Source organism: Roseiarcus sp. (assembly GCF_049514155.1).
Taxonomy (GTDB): Bacteria; Pseudomonadota; Alphaproteobacteria; order Rhizobiales; family Beijerinckiaceae; genus Roseiarcus.
In genome coordinates this window covers 1-16,488 of record NZ_JBEKVH010000012.1, presented here as the reverse complement: position 1 = coordinate 16,488, position 16,488 = coordinate 1, and the positions used below count along the sequence as shown (strand labels likewise).

Annotated in this window: 19 protein-coding genes and 1 pseudogene; 12 read left to right on the top strand and 8 right to left on the bottom strand. The window is 68.0% G+C overall.

Going from position 1 to position 16,488, the window contains the following annotated elements; genetic code table 11:
* Window positions 1-31: 31 nt before the first annotated feature.
* Window positions 32-886 (top strand): amidohydrolase family protein, encoded by an 855-nt coding sequence (locus ABSF49_RS03050; RefSeq protein ID WP_424111156.1) that lies wholly within the window; start codon window positions 32-34, stop codon window positions 884-886.
* 74 nt (window positions 887-960) lie between these two features.
* Window positions 961-1,311, top strand: a complete 351-nt coding sequence (locus ABSF49_RS03045) for an ArsR/SmtB family transcription factor (protein ID WP_424111155.1) — start codon at window positions 961-963, stop codon at window positions 1,309-1,311.
* Between the two features lie 22 nt (window positions 1,312-1,333).
* Here ABSF49_RS03045 and ABSF49_RS03040 read toward each other — a convergent pair whose 3' ends face one another.
* A complete protein-coding gene (locus tag ABSF49_RS03040; protein WP_424111154.1) occupies window positions 1,334-2,617 on the bottom strand; it encodes an NAD(P)/FAD-dependent oxidoreductase in 1,284 nt (427 codons plus the stop codon).
* Window positions 2,618-2,836: 219 nt separating this feature from the next.
* On the opposite strand from ABSF49_RS03040, the gene ABSF49_RS03035 reads away from it, so the two are divergent.
* Together ABSF49_RS03035 and cysG are read left to right on the top strand one after the other, a co-directional pair.
* Window positions 2,837-3,838: a glycosyl transferase family protein gene (locus tag ABSF49_RS03035; protein WP_424111153.1), complete on the top strand. Its 1,002-nt coding sequence runs from the start codon at window positions 2,837-2,839 to the stop codon at window positions 3,836-3,838.
* 27 nt (window positions 3,839-3,865) lie between these two features.
* Window positions 3,866-5,350 (top strand): siroheme synthase CysG, encoded by a 1,485-nt coding sequence (cysG, locus tag ABSF49_RS03030; RefSeq protein WP_424111152.1) that lies wholly within the window; start codon window positions 3,866-3,868, stop codon window positions 5,348-5,350.
* On the opposite strand, the gene ABSF49_RS03025 is transcribed toward cysG, so the two are convergent.
* From ABSF49_RS03025 to ABSF49_RS03010, 4 genes are all read right to left on the bottom strand, one after another.
* The gene (locus tag ABSF49_RS03025; RefSeq protein ID WP_424111151.1) at window positions 5,308-5,688 is read right to left on the bottom strand and encodes an ArsR/SmtB family transcription factor; all 381 of its coding nucleotides are present in this window, start codon (window positions 5,686-5,688) and stop codon (window positions 5,308-5,310) included. The two genes, cysG and ABSF49_RS03025, sit on opposite strands and share 43 nt — an antisense overlap.
* Before the next feature lie 126 nt (window positions 5,689-5,814).
* Window positions 5,815-6,201: a DUF302 domain-containing protein gene (locus ABSF49_RS03020; RefSeq protein ID WP_424111150.1), complete on the bottom strand. Its 387-nt coding sequence runs from the start codon at window positions 6,199-6,201 to the stop codon at window positions 5,815-5,817.
* Between the two features lie 28 nt (window positions 6,202-6,229).
* Window positions 6,230-6,433: a YgaP family membrane protein gene (locus ABSF49_RS03015; RefSeq protein WP_424111149.1), complete on the bottom strand. Its 204-nt coding sequence runs from the start codon at window positions 6,431-6,433 to the stop codon at window positions 6,230-6,232.
* On the bottom strand, window positions 6,430-6,774 hold the full coding sequence (locus tag ABSF49_RS03010) for an ArsR/SmtB family transcription factor (RefSeq protein WP_424111148.1): 345 nt from the start codon (window positions 6,772-6,774) through the stop codon (window positions 6,430-6,432). Before ABSF49_RS03010 ends, ABSF49_RS03015 begins: the two co-directional genes overlap by 4 nt.
* A 56-nt stretch (window positions 6,775-6,830) precedes the next feature.
* Here ABSF49_RS03010 and ABSF49_RS03005 point away from each other — a divergent pair, with 56 nt between their 5' ends.
* Genes ABSF49_RS03005 through ABSF49_RS02990 form a run of 4 tightly spaced genes read left to right on the top strand, consistent with a single transcriptional unit; the run spans window position 6,831 to window position 11,766 of the window.
* On the top strand, window positions 6,831-7,796 hold the full coding sequence (locus ABSF49_RS03005) for an efflux RND transporter periplasmic adaptor subunit (protein ID WP_424111147.1): 966 nt from the start codon (window positions 6,831-6,833) through the stop codon (window positions 7,794-7,796).
* Entirely contained in the window at window positions 7,793-11,017 is a 3,225-nt protein-coding gene (locus ABSF49_RS03000) for an efflux RND transporter permease subunit (RefSeq protein WP_424111146.1), read from the top strand. Before ABSF49_RS03005 ends, ABSF49_RS03000 begins: the two co-directional genes overlap by 4 nt.
* Before the next feature lie 23 nt (window positions 11,018-11,040).
* Complete coding sequence (locus ABSF49_RS02995; RefSeq protein WP_424111145.1) at window positions 11,041-11,412, top strand: carboxymuconolactone decarboxylase family protein; 372 nt, start codon at window positions 11,041-11,043, stop codon at window positions 11,410-11,412.
* Window positions 11,413-11,418: 6 nt separating this feature from the next.
* Window positions 11,419-11,766: a rhodanese-like domain-containing protein gene (locus ABSF49_RS02990; protein ID WP_424111144.1), complete on the top strand. Its 348-nt coding sequence runs from the start codon at window positions 11,419-11,421 to the stop codon at window positions 11,764-11,766.
* 21 nt (window positions 11,767-11,787) lie between these two features.
* On the opposite strand, the gene ABSF49_RS02985 is transcribed toward ABSF49_RS02990, so the two are convergent.
* Window positions 11,788-12,264 carry a DUF992 domain-containing protein gene (locus ABSF49_RS02985; RefSeq protein ID WP_424111143.1) on the bottom strand — a complete coding sequence of 159 codons (477 nt, stop codon included), beginning with the start codon at window positions 12,262-12,264 and terminating at the stop codon, window positions 11,788-11,790.
* Window positions 12,265-12,999: 735 nt separating this feature from the next.
* Here ABSF49_RS02985 and ABSF49_RS02980 point away from each other — a divergent pair.
* Entirely contained in the window at window positions 13,000-13,512 is a 513-nt protein-coding gene (locus ABSF49_RS02980; protein ID WP_424111142.1) for a hypothetical protein, read from the top strand.
* A gap of 24 nt (window positions 13,513-13,536) precedes the next feature.
* Here ABSF49_RS02980 and ABSF49_RS02975 read toward each other — a convergent pair whose 3' ends face one another.
* Together ABSF49_RS02975 and ABSF49_RS02970 are read right to left on the bottom strand one after the other, a co-directional pair.
* A complete protein-coding gene (locus ABSF49_RS02975; protein ID WP_424111141.1) occupies window positions 13,537-14,163 on the bottom strand; it encodes a flavin reductase family protein in 627 nt (208 codons plus the stop codon).
* Between the two features lie 12 nt (window positions 14,164-14,175).
* Window positions 14,176-14,745: a nitroreductase family protein gene (locus ABSF49_RS02970; protein WP_424111140.1), complete on the bottom strand. Its 570-nt coding sequence runs from the start codon at window positions 14,743-14,745 to the stop codon at window positions 14,176-14,178.
* A 180-nt stretch (window positions 14,746-14,925) separates the two neighbouring features.
* Here ABSF49_RS02970 and ABSF49_RS02965 point away from each other — a divergent pair, with 180 nt between their 5' ends.
* The 3 genes and pseudogenes from ABSF49_RS02965 to ABSF49_RS02955 all read left to right on the top strand — a co-directional run.
* A complete protein-coding gene (locus tag ABSF49_RS02965; protein ID WP_424111139.1) occupies window positions 14,926-15,930 on the top strand; it encodes an RgsD C-terminal domain-containing protein in 1,005 nt (334 codons plus the stop codon).
* A 6-nt stretch (window positions 15,931-15,936) separates the two neighbouring features.
* A complete protein-coding gene (locus ABSF49_RS02960) occupies window positions 15,937-16,173 on the top strand; it encodes an Lrp/AsnC ligand binding domain-containing protein (RefSeq protein ID WP_424111138.1) in 237 nt (78 codons plus the stop codon).
* Window positions 16,174-16,186: 13 nt separating this feature from the next.
* Window positions 16,187-16,488 (top strand): annotated as a pseudogene (locus ABSF49_RS02955) (Ivy family c-type lysozyme inhibitor); the annotation flags it as partial.

Here is a 16,488-nt window from a genome sequence, read left to right as displayed (position 1 = left end):
CCCGCCGCTTCTGGCCCGCGAGTCGGATCCGATGACCTATCCGAGCATCCTCGACACCCACCTCCACCTCATCGACCGCAGCGTCCTCGCCTATCCCTGGCTCGCCGACGTTCCGGCGCTGAACCACGACTTCCGGCTCGAACGCTATCAGGCGGAAGCGTTTCGCTGCGGCATCGGATCGGCGCTGCACATGGAAGTCGACGTCGCCGAAAATCAGATCGAGGCCGAGTCGGAACAGGTGAAGCGCCTCGCGGCCCGGCCAAAGAGCCCGCTGATCGGCGCGATCAGCTCATGCCGACCCGAGCGCGCGGACTTTCCTGCCTTTCTCGAGCGCCAGCTCGCCAATCCGCTGGTCAAGGGCTTCCGCCGCGTGCTGCATGTCGTCCCCGACGGCGTGAGTCTGTCGCCGCTCTTCCGCGTCAACGTCGCGCGGCTCTCGGGGACCGGACGTCCGTTCGACCTCTGCGTCCGCTCCGACCAGATCGACAAAGCGATTGCGCTCGTCGACCTCTGCCCTGACGTGCAGTTCGTCCTTGACCATTGCGGCGCGCCGAAGATCAAAGAGCGCGAGGAGCACCTGTGGCGCGAGCGGATCGTCGAGATCGCGCGTCGACCGAACGTTGCGGTGAAGATTTCCGGCGTCGTCGCCTACGCCGACGCGGAAAGCTGGACGCTCGATGACATTCGCCCCTACGTCGAGCACGCGATCGCCAGCTTCGGTTGGGACCGCGTCGTCTGGGGCAGCGACTGGCCGGTATGCACGCAGACCGCCTCGCTGTCGATCTGGGTCGCGGCGACTCACGCCATCGTCAAGGGCAGCAGCCTCGACGAACAGACGCGACTGTTCCGCGGCAACGCGACGCGGATCTGGCGGCTCGCCGCGTGATCGCGGCCGGCTTTACCGACCTCGATGTCGCCGCTAGCTTCGGCTCGGACCTCTGAATCGCCGGGACGAAGCCGATGAAGCCCCAACCGCCGCGCGCGTTCGAAACGCCGGTCGACCTCGATGCGATGGTCGGCAAGGCGCGCGAGGCGAGCGTGTTCCTCAAGGCGCTGGCGCAGGAATCGCGGCTGTTGATCCTGTGCGCGCTCGCCGGCGGCGAGAAATCGGTCGGCGAGCTGGAGGCGTTCCTGTCGCAGCGGCAGTCGACCGTGTCGCAGCAATTGGCGCGGCTCAGGCTCGAGAATCTGGTGGCCGCCCGGCGCGACGGCGCGACCGTCCACTATCGCCTGGCGAACGAAGAAATCCGAACGATGCTGGCGGCGGTCCACGAGATGTTTTGCGCGCCCAAGGACGGCGCGGGCCCGTGACCGCACGCCGCCCCGGCCGCAATCAGTCGGTCGTCACCGTCTTCAGCTTGTCGATACCGAGCATCTTCAACGCTGCCGACTCGTAGAAGGGCTCGCTCGCGCCTTTGCGCATCTTGCGCAGGAAATACTTCTCGAAACCCAGCTTGGCCGCGTGCACCCACCGGCCCGACGACGACCAGTTGACGTTGCGCGGCGGGATTTGCGGCTGGGCGACGAAGGCGACGCCGGAATCGCCGAAGTCGGCGAGGCAGACGGCATTCCAGGTCCCCTGGTGGGTCGGCTTCTCGCCGCGCAGCATCTGGCCGATGTTGAGCGCGGTCGCGGTGACCATCGACTCGATCATGAAGCCCGTCTTCGGCACGCCGCATGGCACCGGCGTCGGTCCGACCGGCGCAATCGCGACGCACACGCCGACGCCGAAGACATTCGGATATTTCGGGTTCTGCTGGTGCTTGTCGACGACGACGAAGCCGCGCGGATTGACGAGGCCGTCGATCCCGCGCAGCGGCGCGATGCCGCGGAAGGCGGGCAGCATCATCGAATAGGCGAACGGCAACTCGCGCGTCGCCTTGACCGAGCCGTCGTCGGCGACTTCCTCGATCGTCATCTTGCCCGGCTCGACCTTTTTCACCCGCGCGCTGGTGATCCACTTGATGTGGTGCTCGCGCATTTCGCTCTCGAGCAGGCCCTTGGTGTCGCCGACGCCATCGAGACCGAGATGGCCGATATACGGCTCGGCGGTGACAAAGGTCATCGGCACGCGGTCGCGAATGCGGCGACGCCTGAGTTCGGTCTCGAGGATGAAGGTGAACTCGTAGGCGGGGCCGAAGCACGAGGCGCCCTGCACCGCGCCGGTGACGATCGGGCCGGGATTCTTGCAGAACTCCTCGAAGCTGACGCCGGCCTTCAACGCGTGGTCGATGTGGCAGATCGACGAGGTGTTGGCGTCGGGACCGAGGCCCTCGATCTCGTCAAAGGCGAGCTCGGGACCGGTAGCGATGACGAGGTAGTCGTAACGGATCGCCGAACCGTCGGCGAGCTCCAGGCGGTTCTCGTTGGGAAACACCTTGACCACCGGCACCGGCTTGAAGGTGATCCCGCGCTTGGCCAGCGTCGGGGCGAGGTCGACCTCGACCGCCTGGCGAGAACGCCAACCGACCGCGACCCACGGGTTCGACGGGACGAAATGATAGATCGGGTCCTTGGTGACGACCGTCAGCTTGTCCTGCGGCCGCATCTGGTCCTTCATTTCGTAGGCCATGACGGCGCCGCCAAGTCCGGCGCCCATGATGACGATTTCAGCCACCTTTCCCTCTCCTGCGTTTCCCCGTCTCGCGCGGCCATGGTCGGCCTGCTGCATATATTAGAATATCATGTTATTCTAATTTGTCTAGGGTCGCCCTGTGCGTCTTTCGGCGTGGGCGGCGGCCCGGCGGCGGTCGCGGCGCCGGCGCCCTTCCCCGCCCCGGCGCATTCCGCTAGCGTCGCCGCCGGCGCACGACGCCCGGAAACGCAATCGATTCCCTTGGCAACCGAACCGCATCCTTTCGCGCGATTCATCGCCGTTCTCGGTCGCGGCAAGTCGCTGACGCGCGCCCTGACGCTCGCCGAGGCCGAAGAAGCGATGGCGATGATCCTCGCCGGCGGCGCGCGACCCGAGCAGATCGGCGCCTTCCTGATGCTGCTCAGGGTCAAGGAGGAGACCGGCGACGAGATCGCTGGTTTCGTGCGCGCTGTCCGCGCGACCCTGTCCAAGCCGGCGATCCGCGCCGACCTCGACTGGCCGAGCTACGCCGGCAAGCGCCGGCGCCTGCCGTGGTTCCTGCTCGCGGCGCTGACGCTCGCCGACGCCGGCTGGCGCGTCGCGATGCACGGGCTCGAAGGCCACACCGCCGGGCGCCTTTACACACGCGAGGCGATCGCCCGCCTCGGCCTGCCGATCGCCGCCGACCTCGACGAAGCCGCCGCCCATCTCGAAGCGCGCAATTTCGTCTATCTGCCGCTCGACGCCTTCTGCCCGCGGCTCGCCGAGCTATTCGCCTTGCGCACGATCCTCGGCCTGCGCTCGCCGGTCCACACGCTGGCGCGGCTCGTCAATCCATTTGGCGCGCCGGCTTCGATCCAGTCGGTGTTCCATCCCGGCTACATGGCGATCCACCGCGACGCCGCGCTCAGGCTCGACGAAGCGCGCATGACGGTGTTCCGCGGCGAAGGCGGCGAAGCGGAGCGGCGGCCCAACAAGCCGTGCGAAACACTCACCGTCGCCGACGGCGCAGCCGGCGAAACGCGCTGGCCGCCGCTGCTCGATGACCCACACGCAATTCCCGATGAAAACCTCGATCTCGACCGCCTCGCGGCGCTGTGGCGTGGCGAGACACAGGACGAATACGCGACCGCGGCGATCATCGGCACCGTCGCGATCGCGCTGGCGACGCTCGGCGTCGAGCGCGATCCCGCCGCTGCCGGGGCGCGGGCCAAGGCGCTGTGGCGCGCGCGCAATCGCGCCCGCCTCGCCGATGCGGCCTGAGCCGATGCGCGACTCCATGAGGCGCTGATGAGCGAAGACGGTCCCGATCCCGCGGCCGCGGCGACGACGCCCTACCTGCCGATGTTCCTGCGCGCCTGCGGTCAGAAAGCGGCGGTCGTCGGCGGCGGTCTTGTCGCGGCGCGCCGCGTCGAAACGCTGGCGCGCGCCGGCGCGCTCGTCTCGATCTACGCGCCGCGGCTCGACGAGGAGGAGTTCGCGCCGCTCAGCGAGCGCTTCGCCTTCACCCATGTCGCGCGCGAGCCGGCGCACGCCGATCTCGCCGGCTGCCTCGTCTGCTATATCGCGACCGGCGATCCCGCCGCCGACGAACGGCTCCACGCCGCGCTCGCCGGCGCCGGCCCGCCGATCAACGTCGCCGACCGCTCCGATCTCAGCGATTTCATTTCACCCTCGATCCTCGACCGCGCGCCGCTCGTCGTCGCGGTCTCAACCGGCGGCGCTTCGCCGCTTCTTGGGCGAATGCTGCGCGCTCGGCTGGAAACGCTGATCCCCGCCGCCTACGGCCGGCTCGCCGCCTTCGCCGGCCGCATGCGCGCGCAGGTCAACAGCAAGCTGCGCTCGCCGGTCGCGCGGCGGCGCTTCTGGGAGCGCGTCCTCGACGGGCCGATCGCCGAGCTGGCGCTCGCCCGCAACGAACCGGCCGCCGAGGCCGCACTCGTCGAGGCTCTCGATCGCGCTACGGAAAGCGGCGAAGGCCCGTGGCTCGGCGAGGTCTATCTCGTCGGCGCCGGTCCGGGCGATGCCGACCTGTTGACCTTCCGCGCGCTCAGACTGATGCAGAAGGCCGACGTCGTGCTCTACGACCGGCTGGTCGATCCGAGCATCGTCGATCTCGCGCGGCGCGAGGCCGAGCGCATCTATGTCGGCAAGCGCCGCGCCGACCACGCGCTGCCACAGGAAGAGATCAGCGATCTGCTGGTCAGGCTCGCGCGCGAGGGCAAGCGGGTGCTGCGGCTCAAAGGCGGCGACCCATTCATCTTCGGCCGCGGCGGCGAAGAGATCGAAAAGCTCGCCGAACACGGCATCCCGTTCCAGGTCTGTCCCGGCGTCACCGCCGCGACCGCCTGCGCCGCCTATGCCGGCATCCCGCTGACCCATCGCGACCACGCCCAGGCTTGCGTCTTCGTCACCGGTCATGGCCGCGACGGCCCGCTCGATCTCGACTGGGAAACGCTGATCAAGCCCAACCAGACCGTCGCGATCTACATGGGTCTCGACCGTGTTGAAGAGCTGATGCAGGCCTTCGTCGCCCGCGGCGGCGACCCCGCCCTGCCCGCGGCGATCATCGACAACGGCGCGCGCGTGAACCAGCGCGTCGTCGTCGGGACGCTCGCCGACCTCGCCGCCAAGGCGCGCGCGGCGAACCTGCGTGGCCCAACGATCGTCATCGTCGGCACAGTCGTGTCGCTGCGCGAGAAGCTGAACTGGTACGCGCCGGAGGGCGCGACTCAGCGGCCGCGCGATTTGCCGCCCGCCGGGGGCGCGCAATAGATGCCGTGCAGCGTCTCGAGCACCGCCGCAGCCGCGCCGCCGGCCAAGCGATAATAGATCGTCTGCGTTTCGCGGCGCGTCTCGACCAACTTCGAGCGCCTGAGCACCGCCAGATGCTGCGACAGCGCCGACTGGCTGAGGCCGACGATGCGTTGCAGCTCGCCGACCGAACGCTCGCCGTGCACGAGATTGCACAGCACCAGCAGCCGCGCCTTGCCGCTCATCGCGCGCAACAACGCCGCTGCGGCTTCGGCGTGAGCGCCGAGTTCGGTCGGATCAATCGCCAAGCGCGCTCCGCCGGGCGCGACCTGCGCCTTAGCTGCGACGCGCTTGTCCATGATCGCTCCCGTGCGAGACCGCGGCGCAGCCGCGGCGGGCGCGCTTTTCGCGCCTGGGTCCTCATTACACGCAAACGAGCGCCGCCAAAAGCCGACCCAAGGATTTCGTCGGCCTGCGCAGGTCGATCAGACCGCTTGCAGCGCGCGCGACAGTCGCTCAGCGACTTCTTCGGCGACCGCCGAGAGCGCCGGGTTGCCGACCCGCTGCATCGCCGCGCGCGGATCGATCGCTGCCAGTTCCGCGCCCCCTTCCGCCCTCTCCTGCACGATGACGTTGCACGGCAACATCACGCCGATCTTGTCGTCGGCGGAAAGCGCCTTGTGCGCCAGCGGAGGATTGCAGGCGCCGAGAATGCGATACTTGCGGAAGTCGACGCCGAGCTTCTGCTTCAGCGTCGCGGCGATGTCGATGTCGGTCAACACGCCGAAGCCCTCGGCCTTGAGCGCCGCGATCGTCTTGGCGACCGCCGCCTCGAAATCCAGCGCGACCGAACGCGAGAGATAGTAGTTCATCACTGACCTCCTTTGCGCGGCCCGCGCGTCAGCGAAACGCCTGACCGGGCCGCACGCCGACGCACCGCAGCGCAATCGCCAGCGGGCAGAAGCCGGTGAACGAGGCCTGCAGCAGATTGAGCCCGACGAAAGCTGTCAGCAGCAGCCAATAGAGGCTGAGCCACAGCGAAAGCCCCAAGCTAAACAGAACCACCGTCCCCGCGAACGCCATCACCGCCTTGTCGATCGTCATCGCTTCGCCTCTCCTTGTTCTTTGGCTTTCGTTTCGACGCCGCATTCGGGCGCGCAATAGAGCTGGTAGAGCAGGTCGATCAGCTTCCTGACGCGCTCGCTCTCCAGCGAATAGTAGATCGTCTGCGACTCGCGCCGAGTCGCGACGATGCGGTCGGCGCGCAGCCGCGCGAGATGCTGCGACAGCGCCGATTGGCTCAGTCCGATCGCCTCGCCCAGATCCGACACAGAACGTTCGCCGCGCGACAGTTCACACAGGATCGTCAGCCGGCGGCGATTGGCGACCGCCTTGAGCAGGCCCTCCGCCGCGCCCGCCTGACTTTCCAGCTCCTCTAAATTCATGCTTGCTAAATTAGAATATCCGAATATATGTGTCAAGCCTCGCTGGAGGGGAGCCCATGCGCCGCCTGTTGCTGATCGCCGCCATCGCCTTGCCTCAGGCCGCTTTTGCGGCGGATCGAATCGTCGTCCATGCGGTCGAGGTCCAGGATCAGAAGGCGGTCGTCGCCACCGTCGAGCCCGTCCATCAGCTCGTCGCCCGTGCGCGGCTCGGCGGCACGATCGTCTCGCTCAAGGCAAAAGAGGGCGAACGCGCCGAGGCCGGCGCGGAACTCGCGACCGTCGCCGACCCCAAGCTCGTGCTGCAGATGCAGGCGCTCGACGCCCGCATTGAATCGCAGCAGGCGCAGGTCGACAAGGCCAAGACGGATCTCGACCGCGTTGACGAATTGCTGCGCAAGGGCGTCAGCGCGCAGGTCCAGGTCGACGCCGCCCGCACCGCCTACGATGTCGCTGAACGCAATCTCGACGCGATGCGCGGCGACCGCAGCGTCATCGCCCAGCAGATGAGCGAGGGCGCTGTGCTCGCGCCCGGCGCCGGCCGCATTCTCTCGGTACCGGTTTCAGAAGGGCGCGTCGTCATGCCCGGCGAAACCGTCGCCACCCTCGCCGAGGATCGCTACATCCTGCGCCTGCAACTGCCTGAACGCCATGCGCAGTTCATGCGCGCCGGCGACAAGGTGCAGATCGGCTCACGCGGCCTCACCGAGTTGACGGACGAAACCCGGCGCGAAGGCCGCGTGACGACCGTGTACCCCGAGATTCAGGGCGGCCGCGTCATCGCCGACGTCGAAGTGCCCGGCCTCGGTGACTATTTCGTCGGCGAACGCACGCTGGCCTGGGTCTCGGCCGGGGCGCGGCGCGTCATTGTCGTGCCCGCCGCCTTCGTCTTCCGCCGCGCCGGGGTCAACTACGTCAAGACCGCGGACGGGTCCGAGGTCGTCGTCCAGCCCGGCGAGCGCCACGGCGACGCGATCGAGATTCTCGCCGGCCTCGCCGACGGCGACGCGCTGGTCGCGCCATGAAGCTCGGCATCTCTGGCGCGCTGACCCGCGTCTTCATCAATTCGCCGCTGACGCCGCTGCTGCTGCTGGCGGCGCTCGCCGCCGGCGCCCTCGCCCTCGTTTCGCTGCCGCGCGAGGAAGAGCCGCAGATCAGCGTGCCGATGGTCGACATCATGGTGACGACCAACGGCTACAAGGCCGCAGATGCGGTCGAGCTCGTCACCCGACCGCTCGAGGACATCGTCAAGGGCATCGACGGCGTCGAGCACGTCTATTCGCAGACCCAGGACGATAAGGTCGTCGTCACCGCGCGCTTCCTGGTCGGGACCGACGAAGACGTCGCGCTCCTGCGCATCCACGAGAAGATCCGCGCCAACATCGTCGCGCTGCCCAAGGGAATCCCCGAGCCGGTGATTGTCGGTCGCGGCGTCAACGACGTCGCCATCGTCGACCTGACGCTGTCGGCGGACCCCGCCCACGCCGGCCAATGGACCGATAACGGCCTCTATCAGGTCGCCGACGAGCTGCAGCACGAACTCGCCAAAGTCGACAACGTCGGCGGAACCTACATCGTCGGCGGCAGCCGCAACCAGATCCGCGTCGAGCCCGACCCCGAGCGGCTCGCGCTCTACGGCGTCACGCTCAACCAGCTGGTCGACAAGCTCGCCAACGCCAACCGCTCGTTCGTCGTCGGCGCGCTGCGCGAGGACGGCCGCTCGCTGCCCGTCGTCGTCGGCCAGACCTTGCAGGGCGTGCCCGACATCGGCTTGCTGCTGCTGACCACGCGCGACGGCCGACCCGTCTACGTCAAGGACGTCGCCAATGTCGTGGTCGGCGCCGCCGAGCCGGATCATCGCGCTTGGACGATGACCAAGCTCGACAACGGCGATCTTCAGCGCAGACCAGCCGTCACGCTCGCGATCGCCAAGCGAAAAGGCGCCAATGCTGTCGCGGTGGCCGACGACGCGCTGCATCGCCTCGAGATCGTCAAGGGCCGCATCATTCCGCCAGGTCTCGAAGTCACGGTCACGCGCAACTACGGCGCGACCGCGACCGAGAAGGCCAACGAATTGCTGTTCCATCTCGGCCTCGCCACGCTGTCGATTGTCGCCCTGATCGCCTTCGCCATCGGCTGGCGCGAAGGCGTGGTGGTGTTCATCGTCATCCCCACCACCATCCTAATGACGATGTTCGCCTCGTGGCTGATGGGCTACACGATCAACCGCGTCAGCCTGTTCGCACTGATCTTTTCGATCGGCATTCTCGTCGACGACGCGATCGTGGTGGTCGAGAACATCGCCCGGCATTGGTCGATGCGCGGCGAGCGCGGCTTGGTCGAGACTGCGGTCGAGGCCGTCGCCGAAGTCGGCAATCCGACCGTCATCGCGACCTTGACGATCGTCGCCGCGCTGCTGCCGATGATGTTCGTCAGCGGCATGATGGGCCCCTACATGAGCCCGATCCCGGCCAACGCCTCGATCGCGATGCTGTTCTCGTTCGGCGTCGCGGTCACAGTCACGCCGTGGCTGCTACTGCACATCGCCGGCCGTCACGCCGGCAAGATCGAACACAGCGAGGGCCATGCGCACGACATCGGCGCGCTCGGCCGGCTCTATTCGAGGGTCGCCACTCCCCTCTTGCGCGGCCGACGCCGCTCGCAAGTCTTCCTGCTGGCTGTCGGCCTCGCGACCGTCGCTGCCTGCGCGCTGTTCGCCACCGAGAACGTGCGAGTCAAGCTACTGCCGTTCGACAACAAGTCGGAAATCCAGGTCGTGCTCGACCTGCCGCAAGGAACGGCGCTGGAGGAGACCGACCGCGCGCTGATGGCCGCCGCCGAGCGGCTCAAGAACCTCCCGGAGCTGACCTCGATCCAAGCCTACGTCGGCGCGGCGGCGCCGTTCAACTTCAACGGCCTGGTGCGCCATTACTACCTGCGCGACGAACCGCAGCAGGGCGATCTCGCCGTTAATCTGGTCGACAAAGGGATGCGCAGGCGCGCGAGCCACGCCATCGCCCTCGACATTCGGCGCCGCCTCGCCGACCTGCCGCTGCCCGCCGGCACGGCCCTCAAAGTGGTCGAGGTCCCGCCCGGTCCGCCGGTGCTCGCCACGGTGCTCGCCGAGATCTATGGCCCCGACGCGGCGAGCCGTCGCACGATCGCGGCGAAAGTGCGAAAGGCCTTCGCGGCGGTCGACTTCGTCGTCGACGTCGACGACAGTTTTCCCAAGCCGGCCGAACGCCTGCGCATCTCGATCGATCAGGAGGCGCTCGAGTTTCACGGCGTCGAGGAACAGGCGGTCTACGACACCATCGCCGGCTTGCTCGGCGGCGCGCCGATCGGCTTTTCGCAGCGCGGCGACGGACTCAAGCCGATCGACATCTCCGTCGCCCTACCCCTCTCGGCGCGCACGCCCGACGAGCGCATCCTGTCGACCCCGCTGCCGGCGGGCGGCACAGTTCGCCAAGGCGCCAACGTCGAGCTCGGCGACGTCGTCAGGCTGACGCGCGAGCCCGCCTCCTATCCGATCTTCCGCCACAACGGACGCTTCGCCGAGATGGTGACGGCCGATGTCGCCGGCCGCTTCGAGGCGCCGATCTACGCCATGCTGGCGATCGAAGGCGAAATGGCGAGGCAGGACTGGGGCAAGGACGGCGCGCCGGCGATCCGCTATCACGGCCAACCGGAAAACGACGCCGCGCCGACCCTGCTGTGGGATGGCGAATGGGAGGTCACTTATGTGACCTTCCGCGACATGGGCGCGGCGTTCATGGTGGCGATCCTCGGCATTTATCTGCTGGTCGTCGCGCAATTCGGTTCATTCAAGCTGCCGCTGGTGATCCTGACGCCGGTGCCGCTGACGCTGATCGGCATCTTGCTCGGCCATTGGTGGCTCGGCGCCGCATTCACCGCGACCTCGATGATTGGCTTCATCGCGCTCGCCGGCATCATTGTGCGCAACTCGATCCTGCTGGTCGACTTTATTCGTCGCCGGCGCGCCGAAGGCGCCGAGCTGCGCGCAGCGCTGATCGACGCTGGCGCGGCGCGGGTCAAGCCGATCGTGCTCACCGCTGCGGCGGCGATGATCGGCTCGGCCTTCATCCTCGCCGACCCGATCTTCCAGGGCCTGGCGATTTCGCTGGTGTTCGGACTCGCTTCGTCGACCGCGCTGACCCTGCTGGTCATTCCGGCGATCTACGTCTGGCTGCGCGACGACGAGCGCCCCGCCCCGACCTCTTCGTGACTCGAAAGCAAAGGAGTAACCCCATGGGCAAGACCGATTGGCCGGAGACGGCGCAGGAGCTCAGCGCCGAACTCAAGAATTTGCGCGCCGGCGCGAGCGACGTGATGAAGGCGTTTTCAACGATCGCCCAGGCCGCGCTCACCCCCAGGGCGCTCGACGTCAAGACCAAGGAGCTCATCGCTCTGGCGATCGCCGTGGCGACCCGCTGCGACGATTGCGTCGCATTCCACACCAAGGCGGCGGTCGAACAGGGCGCGACGCGCGACGAAGTCCTCGAAACCCTCGGCATGGCGATCTACATGGGGGCTGGACCTTCCGCCATGTACGCGAGCCACGCCCTCGGCGCCTTCACCCAGTTCGAGGCGGCCAAAGCCGCTTCGGCCAACCGTGGATGACCTGCGATGATCTTCTCCAGTCTATTCGGCAAGTCCGATCCGAACGCGTCGCCGCGCGACGTCGGCCATGACGAGTTGCAGAAGGCGGTCAGCGAGGGCGGCGTGACCGTCGTCGACGTGCGCGAGCCGCACGAATTCGCCGGCGGCCATATCCCAGGCGCGATCAATTTGCCGTTATCGCGATTCAAACCCGATCAGATTCCGGCCGGCAAGCCGCCGGTGCTGATCTGCCAGGCGGGCGCGCGCTCGGGCGCGGCGTTGCGCCAGGCGCACGCCGCCGGCGCGACCCACGTCCGACACTATCCAGGCGGCATGAATGGCTGGCGGGCGCGCGGCGGCGCCGTCACGGCCTGACGCGGATCGTTGCGGCTCGCCTCAGGGTGCGGTCCGCAGCGACAGCGACGCAACGCCGGCGGCGAGCGCGACGCCCGATTGCACCTCGACCGAAAGCGGCTGGAGGGTGAACGAGCGATCGAAGCCGCCGACCAGCGCGTTGGCGCCGACCCCCGCCCCCACCGCCACCGACGCGTCGGCGCCGACATAGTCGCCGGCGAGCGCGCCGCGCCGCGCCCCGGCGGTCGGCGCGAACACCGCCCAGGCAAGCACGCCGCGGCTGGTCGCGCCGAGATCGAGGCCGAACTTGCGGATCGTGCCGTAATACCACTCGCGATAGCCGTGGGCGGAACTGAAGAAGCAGCGCATCTCTTTCGAAGAAGTGATGATCAGGCCGAGCCCGCCGGAAACGTCGCAACGCAACGCGCCGATCTTCACCGCGGCTTCGGCAGGGAACGGCGCCGCTAGCGCCGGAAGGACAACGGCGGCGATCGCGATCGTCAGGCTGCGAAATCTCATATGGCGCTCCTCTCGCGCGATGGCGCGCGCTTCCGTCACGAGAAGGCGCCGCCGATTAGGCGCGACCTTAGCGGCGTCGAAAACATCGCGCCATCGCGCCTTGGGCCAACGCGATTCTATCATGGGCGGAGCGGGCCCATCATGACAAACCGCCGCTTCGCGCCTAAGTAGGCGGCTGGGCTCGCTCTGACCGCCAGCCGCCTTTCAAATATCGCCGGCGTTCGACTGGCCCCGTCGGGAGGCGAACATGCGCGGTTATTCGAGGCTTTTCGGTGCGACGCTGGTCTCGCTCGCCTTCGCGTCGCCGGCGGCCGGCGGCCTGTCCGGCGCTGGCCCCTCCGGCGGCGGCGGTTCGTCGGGCGCCAATAACGGGCCGATTCCGCACTCGCGCGGCCTTTCCGGTCAGGGAGCTGGAATCGTATCGCCCTCGACCTTGGGCGAACCAAATTCCGATCCCCCAGCGCCGCATCCCGGCGCGACGCCGTCTCCCGCGCCCCCAAGCTTGGCCGGTCACGGCTCCAACGTTGATTGCTGGGCGCGCCCCGACTTCTGCAAGGGCCAATAAGGCGGCCGCGATCAATCCTGCGCGACTGCCTCTCGCTGTCGCCCCATGCGGAACACATATTCTACGCGAACGTTCGCGTCACGACGTAGCGGCGCGCGCCTTCGGCGGCGGACCAGACGTCAGGCTTTTCGCCGCCAACGAGCGCCGCGTCCTTTGAGGAGGAGGCTTCCATGCGCACATTGGCGAAAATCTTCGCTCTCTCGCTCGCCACGACGATGCTCGTCGCGCCCGCCTACGCGGGGCCGATGGGAGGCGGGGGTGGCGCAGGCGGAGGCGCTGGCGTAGGCGGAGGCGGCGGCGCAATCCTGCCGGGCGGCGGGGGCGGCCCACCGGCCGGCGGGGGCGGCGCACCGACCGGCGGCGGCGTGGTCCCAGGCCTTGGCGGTCACGTTTCGGGCGGCGTCTTTACGCCGCGCTCGCAGGCGACCCCCAACGGCGGCTTCGTGCAGCAGAGGTTGTCGGGCGGATGGGTCGGCGGCAAGCCCTCTGGCGGCGACGTCTGGCGGCGTCATCACCCGTGGCCCGGCGGCCCGGTTTTCGTGCCCACCGGCCCGTATTATTCCTACGGCGACGATTATGATTACGACGAAACCGACGTGAGCCACTGCTGGGTCTACCGCAAGGCCTACAACAGTCGTCACCAGTTCGTCGGCTGGACGCACGTGAACGAATGCGCCGGCTAATAGCGCCGCCGCAAGCAGGCGCGCTCAGCTCGCGTTGCGGCCCTCGCCGCCGGGCGGACGCGCCAGCGCGATGAGCGACTCGACGACGGCGTAATCCTGGTAGCCGCATCGCGCCAGCGGTTGCGCCGCAGCCGTGTCGAAGCGCCCGTCGCGGATCAGCGCGTCGTCGATATGGAAGCCGACGACCTCGCCGAGCACGAGATAGGAGTCGATCGCTTCGCCGGCCGAGTCCTTCAAAGGCACGACGCCGATGACCTTGCACTCCAGCGCAGCGTGCGCCTCGGCGACCCGCGGCGCCTTGACCAGCCGACACGGCGCCATCGCTAGGCCGGCGTGGACAAATTCGCTGTCGCCGCGCGGCAGCGGCGCCGAAGTTAAGTTCATCGCCTGCATCAGATCGCGGCTCGCCAGATTGGCGACGAACTCGCCGCTGTCGCGCGCGAACGAGGCTGAATCTTTGCAGCCCTCGCTGGAAAAGCCGACGATCGGCGGAGCCGAATTGAAGGCGTTGAAGAAGCTGTAGGGGGCGAGATTGACCCGCCCGTCGGGGGCGCGGGTCGAGATCCAACCGATCGGCCGGGGCGCGACGATCGCCTTGAACGGGTCGCGCGGCAGCAGCGCCTTGTCGCGCAGCGCGGTCTCGTAAAACATGAGCGCCTCCCTCTAGGGCGCGAACGTGGTTACGATTTCCGCCAGCGGCGGTCGCGGCCGGTCCTGCGGTTCGACCTTCGGTCGGCCAATGTGGATGAAGCCGGCGATCCGTTCATGGTCAGAAAGCCCGATCGCCGTCGCGAAGCGCCGGTCGTAGGCGCACCATTCGGTCAACCAGGTCGTCGCATAGCCGAGCGCACTAGCGGCGACGGTCAGATTCATGCAAACCGCGCCGGCCGACAAGACCTGCTCCCACTCGGGAATCTTGACGTGTGGGGCGGCGCGCGAAACGACGGCGACGACCAGCGGCGCCAGCGTAAAGCGCGCGAGTTCGGCCGATCGCGCCGTTTCGGCGAGACCGCGATCGTCGGCGAGCTTGATCTGCAGGGCGATCCGCCCCACCCGTTCGCGCGCCTCGCCTTGGAACACGATGAAGCGCCACGGTGCGAGCTTGCCGTGGTCGGGAACCCGCGAGGCGACGGTCAGCAGCGTTTCGACCTCAGCTGCGCTCGGACCCGGCTCAGTCAGGTTGGCGGGAGCGAGCGACCGCCGGCGCTGAAGAAGGCGAATCGTCTCGTTCATGGCTGCTCAGGCTCCGCAATTGCCGCCCCGTTCGGGCGAAGCCATCCATGGCGGCATTTTCGCCGCGCGTAAACCGCCCTCGATCCGCCTCATTGTCGCGCCACCAGCCAGGGCGCGCGACGAAGATTGGCCGGCGTCGAGGATTGACCGGCATCGAGGATCGCGGCAAGGCAATCGACCATGTTTCGCTTGACGTTTCTCCTGGCGCTGGGGCTGGCGGTCAGCGCCGGCGCGCCCGCCGCTGCCCAGACGGCCGGGACGCTGGATGGCGGCCTCGGCACGCTGCGCCTTTCGGCGAGCCTTTCCGGCGCGACGACGCCCCTGACCGGCGGGCTGCACTGGCGGCTCTTCTCGGCCCGCGCCGAGCCGGACGGCTCGCGGCCGCTGATCGTCGAATCGAACGACGCCCAGCCGACGCTGACCGCTCCGCCGGGCGACTACGTCGTCCACGTCTCGCTCGGCCTCGCCAGCGCCGCCCGGCGTCTGACCCTTGGCGCCGAAGTGCGCAGCGAACGGCTGACCCTCGCCGCCGGGGCTTTGCGCATCACCGGCACGCTCAGCGGTCCGGGCCCGAGCGGCGGTTCGCCGATCGACCCGTCTAAGCTGTCGATCGCTCTCTACGTGCCCGATCGCAACAATCCCGAGGCCAAGCTCGTCTATTCCAAGGCGCGCGCCGGCGACATCATCGGGCTGCCGGAAGGCGCCTACCATATCGTCTCGACCTTCCTCGACACGGTCGGGATCGGATCGGTCGGCGTCAGCAAGGCGGCGGGGGGCGCCAGCGCGCCGACGCCGACCAATTCGATCGTCGCCGCCGACATCAAGGTCGCCGCCGGCAAGCTGGTCGACGTGACGCTACGCCACCGTTGCGCGACGGTGACGATCAAGCTCGTCAATGCACCCGGCGGCGAAGCGCTCGCCAACAGTAATTTCACGGTGCTGACGCCGGGCGGCGACCTCATCCGCGACCTGATCGGCGCCTTCCCTTCGCTGGTGCTCGGAGAGGGCGAATACGTCGTCATCGCTCGCCACGAATCGAAGACCTACCAAGCGACGTTCGAGGTGCAATCGGGTATGGACCGCGACGTCGAAGTTGTTGCACAAGAGGGCGCGAAACCAGAGGCCGCCAAGCCCGAAAGCGCCCCGCCCGAGAGCGCCAAGCCCGAAGGCGCCAGTCAGGATTGATGATTCATGCAGACGTTCTTCGTCCAGATCAAATGCGCGCTGGGACGGACCTACGAAGTGGCCAGCGCCCTCGCCGAGGCCGAGATCGCCTCGGAAATCTACTCGACCGCGGGCGACTTCGACATCCTCGCCAAGTTCTACGTCGAACAGGACGTCGATATCGGCCATTTTGTCGGCCATCGCGTGCAGGTCATCCCGGGCATCGTCGACACGCGGACGATCATCACCTTTAAAGCGTTCTGACCGGCGCCGCCCCATGACCGCCGCTCCCGCCATGCGCCTCTCCGTCTTCCTCGCCCTTCTCGTCGCCTCGGTCGCCAGCGCCGCCGCGGCGGCCGAAGACGGGGCGTTCCTCTTCGACGCCCTGCGCGAGCGTCCCTACCGCGCCGCCTGGGACAGGCTGATGAAAGAAGTGCAGCCGACGCCCGACTGGCTGATGCAGTTCAACCGCAATTACGACGGCGTCAGCGGCGCGCTGAAGGCGGTCGACGTCGGCGGCAAACCTTACCGCGAAGCCTTCGTCTGCAAGCCGCAGGATTGCGGCGACCGCAAGTTCGA

Bases quoted from the DNA above. Each gene is read 5' to 3' on its own strand.
- ABSF49_RS02960 (WP_424111138.1), top strand. From the start codon at position 15,937: ATGCAGACGTTCTTCGTCCAGATCAAATGCGCGCTGGGACGGACCTAC.
- ABSF49_RS03010 (WP_424111148.1), bottom strand. From the start codon at position 6,774: ATGAATTTAGAGGAGCTGGAAAGTCAGGCGGGCGCGGCGGAGGGCCTG.
- ABSF49_RS02985 (WP_424111143.1), bottom strand. From the start codon at position 12,264: ATGAGATTTCGCAGCCTGACGATCGCGATCGCCGCCGTTGTCCTTCCG.
- ABSF49_RS03000 (WP_424111146.1), top strand. From the start codon at position 7,793: ATGAAGCTCGGCATCTCTGGCGCGCTGACCCGCGTCTTCATCAATTCG.
- ABSF49_RS02975 (WP_424111141.1), bottom strand. From the start codon at position 14,163: ATGTTTTACGAGACCGCGCTGCGCGACAAGGCGCTGCTGCCGCGCGAC.
- ABSF49_RS03050 (WP_424111156.1), top strand. From the start codon at position 32: ATGACCTATCCGAGCATCCTCGACACCCACCTCCACCTCATCGACCGC.
- ABSF49_RS03005 (WP_424111147.1), top strand. From the start codon at position 6,831: ATGCGCCGCCTGTTGCTGATCGCCGCCATCGCCTTGCCTCAGGCCGCT.
- ABSF49_RS03015 (WP_424111149.1), bottom strand. From the start codon at position 6,433: ATGACGATCGACAAGGCGGTGATGGCGTTCGCGGGGACGGTGGTTCTG.
- ABSF49_RS02980 (WP_424111142.1), top strand. From the start codon at position 13,000: ATGCGCACATTGGCGAAAATCTTCGCTCTCTCGCTCGCCACGACGATG.
- ABSF49_RS02970 (WP_424111140.1), bottom strand. From the start codon at position 14,745: ATGAACGAGACGATTCGCCTTCTTCAGCGCCGGCGGTCGCTCGCTCCC.
- ABSF49_RS03025 (WP_424111151.1), bottom strand. From the start codon at position 5,688: ATGGACAAGCGCGTCGCAGCTAAGGCGCAGGTCGCGCCCGGCGGAGCG.
- ABSF49_RS03020 (WP_424111150.1), bottom strand. From the start codon at position 6,201: ATGAACTACTATCTCTCGCGTTCGGTCGCGCTGGATTTCGAGGCGGCG.
- cysG (WP_424111152.1), top strand. From the start codon at position 3,866: ATGAGCGAAGACGGTCCCGATCCCGCGGCCGCGGCGACGACGCCCTAC.
- ABSF49_RS02995 (WP_424111145.1), top strand. From the start codon at position 11,041: ATGGGCAAGACCGATTGGCCGGAGACGGCGCAGGAGCTCAGCGCCGAA.
- ABSF49_RS02990 (WP_424111144.1), top strand. From the start codon at position 11,419: ATGATCTTCTCCAGTCTATTCGGCAAGTCCGATCCGAACGCGTCGCCG.
- ABSF49_RS03045 (WP_424111155.1), top strand. From the start codon at position 961: ATGAAGCCCCAACCGCCGCGCGCGTTCGAAACGCCGGTCGACCTCGAT.
- ABSF49_RS02965 (WP_424111139.1), top strand. From the start codon at position 14,926: ATGTTTCGCTTGACGTTTCTCCTGGCGCTGGGGCTGGCGGTCAGCGCC.